The organism is Streptomyces sp. NPDC001068 (assembly GCF_042897315.1).
Lineage (GTDB): Bacteria > Actinomycetota > Actinomycetes > Streptomycetales > Streptomycetaceae > Streptomyces.
In genome coordinates this window covers 468,931-475,657 of the sequence record NZ_JBIAYD010000009.1, presented here as the reverse complement: position 1 = coordinate 475,657, position 6,727 = coordinate 468,931, and the positions used below count along the sequence as shown (strand labels likewise).

At 73.9% G+C, this 6,727-nt stretch carries 3 protein-coding genes; 2 read left to right on the top strand and 1 reads right to left on the bottom strand.

The features are described 5' to 3' along the window. Positions 1–155: 155 nt before the first annotated feature. Positions 156–2,459, bottom strand: coding sequence for a WD40/YVTN/BNR-like repeat-containing protein (locus ACFY3I_RS26730; protein ID WP_390863317.1), 2,304 nt, complete (start codon positions 2,457–2,459; stop codon positions 156–158). Positions 2,460–3,128: 669 nt separating this feature from the next. Here ACFY3I_RS26730 and ACFY3I_RS26725 point away from each other — a divergent pair. After that, a complete protein-coding gene (locus ACFY3I_RS26725; protein ID WP_390863315.1) occupies positions 3,129–4,118 on the top strand; it encodes an acetylxylan esterase in 990 nt (329 codons plus the stop codon). A gap of 60 nt (positions 4,119–4,178) precedes the next feature. After that, positions 4,179–6,692 carry a glycoside hydrolase family 2 protein gene (locus ACFY3I_RS26720; protein WP_390863313.1) on the top strand — a complete coding sequence of 838 codons (2,514 nt, stop codon included), beginning with the start codon at positions 4,179–4,181 and terminating at the stop codon, positions 6,690–6,692. Positions 6,693–6,727 lie beyond the last annotated feature (35 nt).

The following is a 6,727-nucleotide window of genomic DNA, read 5'->3' as shown; positions in this document are numbered from 1 at the left end:
GGGCGGGGCGCCGGGGGGGGGGGCGGGGGGGGGCGGGCCCCGGCCCCCGGGGCCCCCCCCCCCCCCGGGCCCCCGCCCGGCGGCCCCCCCCCCCCCCCCGGCCCCCCCCCCGCGGCCGGGGCCGTCTCACGGCGCCTCCGCACCCTTCCGCGCCTTCACGATCCGGCGCGCGGGCTCCCGGGGCCGCCGTAGACGAAACCGTTGCCGGAGAATCCGACGTAGACCCTGCCGGGCACGTCCATGTCGCCGGTGACGACGTTGATCCCCGCGTAGGAGCAGGCCGGGTACCGCGCGACGAGCGACCAGGTGGCTCCCCGGTCGGCGGAGCGCCACACGCCCCAGGTGCCGTGGATGCGCGCGTGCGCGTAGAGCGTCGGATAGCCGCCCCCGGCCGACCTGCCGAAGCCGAACGACCGGGCCTCCTGCACCCAGGGCGCCTTCGTCCACGAGTCGCCGCCGTCCGTCGTGTACCACAGGCCGCCCTGCGCGGTACTGGCCCAGACGTGCCCCGCGTGCCCGGGTACGGCGTGCACCTGACCGAAGACATGGGCGTCCGTGCCCCCGGTGCGGGGCGCGGCGGCGGTCCTCGTCCAGGTGGCGCCGCCGTCGGTGGAACGGTAGAACTCGCCGTCGCCGCGGGTCGTCGCGAGGTAGAAGGTGCCGGGGGTGGCCAGGTCGGCGGTCAGGGCGCGCTTCGTGCCCCACCAGATCATGTCGTGGATGCCGGGCCCCGGGGCGATGCCGGTCGCCGCCGTCCAGGTACGCCCCTCGTCGCGGCTGACGTACGGCACGTTCAGGGGCGTGGGCTGCGCACGGCCCGCATTGGTCGGGTCGGCGGCGTAGTTCGCCGGGATGGTCGGCATCCAGACGATCGACGAGGCATCGGCCGACACAGCGATGTTGCCGCCGTAGCGGCGCGTGATGTCGGCCTTGCCGCCGGCGAAGCGGGTCCAGGTGACACCGCCGTCGGTGGAGTAGCCGGAGGCCGGCTCGCTCGTCCAGGTCGCGTCGAGCGGCGCGTACTGGGCCCGGGTGTCGCTGGAGACGGCGACGACGTAGTCCGGCCTGAGCCCCGCGTAGGCGAGGCTCGTGCCGGCGGAGAACTCGTCGGTCAGGACCGGGGCCTTCGGATAGCGGTCCGGGTCGTCGTGCCGGAAGCCGTTCCGGTCGGCGATCGCGCTGAGCGGAGCGCCGCCCGGCGGTGCGATCAGGTCGTAGGCCACGGTCTCCTCGATTCCGGAACTGACGAAGTGCCATGTCACGGAGGTGCCGCGGGAGAAGACGTCGTCGCTGCGCCAGACACCCACGCCCTGCGGGAACCACACCCGGCCGGGACGGGTCGGGTCCATGACGAACGTGCCGGTGGAGAGCCAGCCGCCCTCGGTGGTGCTCCCGGGCCAGGCGATCTCCTCGTCGTCGAGCGTGAACGTCAGCGTCTGCCAGGTGGTGCCGCCGTCGGTGGAACGGAAGAGGTGGCCCGGACGGACGGCGTCGTCCGTGGCGATCAGACGGTCCGGGTCGGCGGGGTCGACGCCGATGAAGTAGGCGCTGCCCTGTTGCGGCGGTGCCGTGGTCTCGTGCCCGGCGGGAGCGGCGGGGGAGAGCCGGCGGATGCCGGCCGGGCTTGTGCCACCGGGTCCGTAGGCGACGTAGAGCGTGCCGTCCGCCGCCGCCTTCACGTCGGTCGGAGTGCGGACGGTGTCGGTGTACACCTGCCGCCAGGTGCGCCCGGCGTCGTCGGAGCGGTAGACGCCGACCCCGGCGACCGTCACCCAGATGCCACGGGTACGTCCGTGCGTCCGGCCCGTGCTCGGGTCGAACTGGACGGACACCACTCCGACCTTGTCGCCGAGCGACCCCGGCGGCACCTGGGCGAGCGGCACCCGGGACCAGTGCCGGGTCCCGTCGGTGCTGACGAACAGGCCCTGGGTGCGGGTGCCGTAGTAGACGACACCGGCGTCCGCGGGATCGACGGCGAGTCGCTCGGGCCCGGTGCGGTAGGCGTTGTTGCCCTCGACCAGCCATCGCCGCCCGCCGTCGCTCCAGTGCCCGCCCCGGTCGTGGCTGGCGAGCACCCGGCCGTCCGGGCTCCCGTCGCCGACGGCCGCGTAGACGACACGGTCGTCGGTGGCGGCGACGGCGACGCTCTCCACGCCGTAGTCCGCGGAACGCGGCGCGGGCACCCGGTCCGCGCGCAGCAGCTGGGTCCACCTTCGGGTGCGCTCGTCCCACCGGACCAGGCCACCGACGTCCTCCCGGCCGTAGACGACGCCAGGGGTGCGCGGATGCACCACGAGACCGGTGACGAACCCGCCGCCCCCGATCCGCAGCGGCTTCCACCGGTAGGCGTCGGCCGCACGGACCGGCGTCGCTCCGGCGCCGGGATCGATCCCCGCGCACCACGCGCTCGTAGCGGGGGAGGAGGCGGCAGGCTGGGCCGGTACCGGAGCGACCGCCACCAGCAACAGCCCGGCAGCCAGCGCGGACAGCGACGTCCGGGCCGGCCGCGGAACCCGCACTCCGCCCGTGCCGCCCGCCCTGCCCGCCGGGCGTGCCCCCGGTGCCGAGCCGGCTGCCCGCGCCGCGGACTCCGCCGGCTGCGTGCGTGGTCGCCCGCGGAGCATCCGCCGCACGCGGCTTCCGGCGGATCGTGGATCCGCCGTCGATCGTTCGCACATGCCGTGCCTCCGTGTCCCTGGCACCGTTCCCGCCGGTGCGCCCTGGAAGCCCCCTGGCCACCGCGAAGACGTCGCTGCGAGGGCCGGGGTGCGATGAGTGCGCGGCGCGGCCGCGGCCGCGCCGCGCGGCAGGAGCCTAGGAATCCGCCGGGCGGCGCGGCATGGCGGGCGATACCCGGACCATGGACGCTCGTGCGCGCTCGCCACCCCGGGGCAGTCGCCGAACCGGCCCGGCTGCGCCGCCGGTGCCCGCGGACATGGACGTCCGTGCCCGGTGCGCCGCGACCGCTGTCCGACACCACCTCGGTCGGCCTACGGTGAACGGGTCCCACCCGGTGTGCACGGCCGCTTCGGCACCGGACGGCACCGCCGACGCCACCGATCGGTGGCTCGGCGTCTTCGTGCGCCGGGCGGGCCGCTGCGCACCCCCACCACCACTCCAGGGGTCCCGTGTTCACCGACCTTCCCCTCGCCGACCTGCTGGCCTACCGCTACGACGGTGCCGAGCCCGACGACTTCGACACCTTCTGGGAGGAGACACTCGGCCAGGCACGCCGCGCGGCCGGCCCGCCGGTGCTGCGCCCCGTGCGGACCGGCCTGATCCACGCCGACACGTACGACGTGACGTTCTCCGGTTTCGACGGGCAGCCCGTCCGGGCCTGGCTGTGGCTGCCCAGGGGCGTCCGGCGTCCGGTGCCCGCCGTGGTCGAGTACCTGGGCTACGGCGGAGCCCGTGGCGGCGCACTCCGGGCGACGCTGTGGTCCTCGCTCGGCTACGCCCACCTCCTGATGGACAGCCGGGGCCAGTCCTCGGCCGACGGCGCGGCCGACACCCCGGACGGCGAGATCGGTCCGCAGGCCGGCGGCGTACTGACCCGCGGTGTCGCGCGGCCCCACGACCACTACTACCGGCGGCTGTTCACCGACGCCGTGCGCGCCGTCGACACGGTCGCCGAACTCGTCGAGGTGGACGCGGACCGGGTGGTCGTCAAGGGCGGAAGCCAGGGCGGCGGAATCGCGCTCGCCGTGTCAGGGCTGCACGAGGGCGTCGCGGGGGCCTGCGTCGACGTGCCGTTCCTGTGCCACGTCCGGCGCGCCACACAGATCACCGACGCCCATCCCTACCGGGAGATCACCGACTACCTCCAGGGCCGCCGGGACGCCGTCGAGGAGGTCTTCCACACGTTCTCCTATCTCGACGGGGCCAACTTCGCGGCGCGCGCGACCGCCCCGGTGCGCTTCTCCGTCGGCCTCATGGATCCGGTCTGCCCGCCGTCCACGGTCTTCGCCGCCTACCACCGCTGGGGAGAGCGGACGACCGGCCGTGTCGACAAGGACATCCGGGTCTGGGAGTACAGCGCACACGAGGGCGGCGGCGACCACCAGACCGCGGAACACGCCTCTTTCATCGCCGGGTTGACGACCCACCGGCCCGCCTGAGCTGTCCCGCCGCGCGCCGGGCACCGACACCACCGGATCCACCGCACTTCAGGAGTACCCATGACGCTCAGGTCAGCCGTCGACACCGGATGGCGCCTCGAACTCACCGAACCCGCCGCCGACGCACCCGCGGAACTGCGCGGGCGCAGCGTGCCGGCCGCCGTACCCGGATGCGTGCACACCGACCTGATGGCCGAAGGACTTCTCGCCGACCCGTACGTCGGGCTCAACGAGGCCGACCAGCACTGGATCGGACGCTCCGGCTGGACCTGGACGACCTCCTTCGACCTGCCGCCGACGCCCGGTGACGACCCACGGCGTGAACTGGTCTTCCACGGCCTGGACACCGTCGCGGAGATCAGAGTCAACGGCCAAGTGGTCGGCGGAACGGCCGACATGCACCGCACGCACATCTTCGACGTGACCGACGTCGTCACCCCGACGGGCAACGAGCTGCGCGTCCACATCTCCTCCGTCTACGCGTACACCGAGGCCCGCCGCGCCGAGCGGGGCGAGCTGCCCTCGACGTACGACGAGCCGTTCAACTACGTACGCAAGATGGCGGCCAACTTCGGCTGGGACTGGGGTCCCACGCTCGTCACCGCGGGCATCTGGAAGCCTGTCGAGCTGCTCAGCTGGAGCGGTGCCCGGATCGAGAGCGTCGTACCGGCCGTCGACGTGCCCCTCCCCGGCCCGGACGGCCCGGCTACCGCGACCGCGACGGTGCGGATCCGGCGCGCCCCGGGAGCAGAGGAACGCGAGCTGCGGATCGACGCCCACGTCGGGGGCCATGGCGCCACGGGGCGTGTCATACCCGGCGAGTCCACCGCGACCGTCACCGTCGACGTCCCGGACGCCCGCCTCTGGTGGCCGATCGGCATGGGCGAACAGCCGCTGTACGAACTGGAGATGACGCTCGGCGACGCCGAGGGGGCCCTCGACCGGTGGCGGCGCCGGATCGGGTTCCGCACGGTCGCCTTGAACACCGAGGCCGACCACGCCGGGACGCCGTTCGAGATCCTCGTCAACGGCGCGCATGTGCCGGTCCGCGGCGTCAACTGGATCCCCGACGACTGCTTCGTCTCCCGCACCGGCCGCCCCGAGTACGCCGCGGCCCTCGACCACGCCGTCGAGGCCAACGTGAACCTCGTCCGCGTCTGGGGCGGCGGCATCTACGAGAAGGACCAGTTCTACGACCTGTGCGACGAGCGCGGCCTGCTGGTCTGGCAGGACTTCCTCTTCGCCTGTGCCACCTACAGCGAGGAGGAGCCGCTGCGCGGCGAGGTCCTGGCCGAGGCGCGCGACAATGTCGTACGGCTCGCGCCGCATCCGAGCCTCGTCCTGTGGAACGGCAACAACGAGAACCTGTGGGGGCATCGGGACTGGGGCTGGCCCGAGATCCTCCAGGGCCGCTCCTGGGGGCTCGGCTACTACACCGAGCTGCTGCCCGCCGTCGTCGCCGAGCTCGACCCCACCCGCCCCTACTGGCCCGGCAGTCCGTACTCCGGCTCGCAGGACCGCCACCCCAACGACCCGCTGCACGGCCCGATCCACATCTGGGACGTGTGGAACGAACGGGACTGGACCGCGTACGCCGAGTACCAGCCGAGGTTCGTCGCCGAGTTCGGCTTCCAGGGACCGGCGTGCCGGCCCACCGTCCTGCGCGCCGTCAACGACGCACCCGCGGCGCCGTTCGGCCCGGTCGCCGACGCCCACCAGAAGGCCAAGGACGGGGTCGTGAAACTGGCCCGCGGCGTCCGGCCGCACCTGCCGGAACGCCGCCGCACCGATCCGGAGGTGGAGATGTCCGACTGGCTCTACCTGGCTCAGCTCAACCAGGCTCGGGCCGTCCGGTTCGGCGTCGACCACCTGCGCGGGCAGTGGCCGCGCTGCTCCGGCACGGTGCTGTGGCAACTCAACGACTGCTGGCCGGTGACGTCCTGGTCCGCGGTCGACGGGGACGGCCACCGCAAGCTCATGTGGTACGCCCTGCGCGCCGCCTACCGGCCACGGCACGCGGCGGTCTCCACGGCCACCGGAGGACGCCACTTCGTGCGCCTCACCAACAACGGGGCCGACACCTGGCGCACCGACCTGACCGTACAGGTGCATACGGTCGCCGGTGAACTGCTCAACGAGGACACCCACGTCACCGCCCTCGCGCCGGGCGCCACCGCGGCCCTGCCGGTCACCCTGCCACCCGGCCGGCCCTCCCGCGGCGGGCGTGCCGCACTGGTCGTGACCGTCCGAGACGACACTGGCGTGCTCCACCGGACCCTCACCGAGGAGGACATCGCCGCGGATCTGCCCCCGGCCCGGATCACCGCCGTCACCGAGCCGGCGCCGGGCGGCGACGGCGTACTCGTCCGGGTACGGGCCCACACGCTGCTGCGTGACCTGGTCCTCAACGCCGACCGCCTCGACGACTCGGCCGTCGTGGACGAGCAGATGATCACGCTGCTGCCCGGCGAGGAGCACGTCTTCCAGGCACGCACCACCGCCTCGGCCGACGACCCGCGCTGGCTCCACCCCCTGACCCTGCGCTGCGTGAACGATCTGACGGGCGAGGACTGAGCGGGCCGACGTCCGCCGGGTTCACCCGGGCTGCC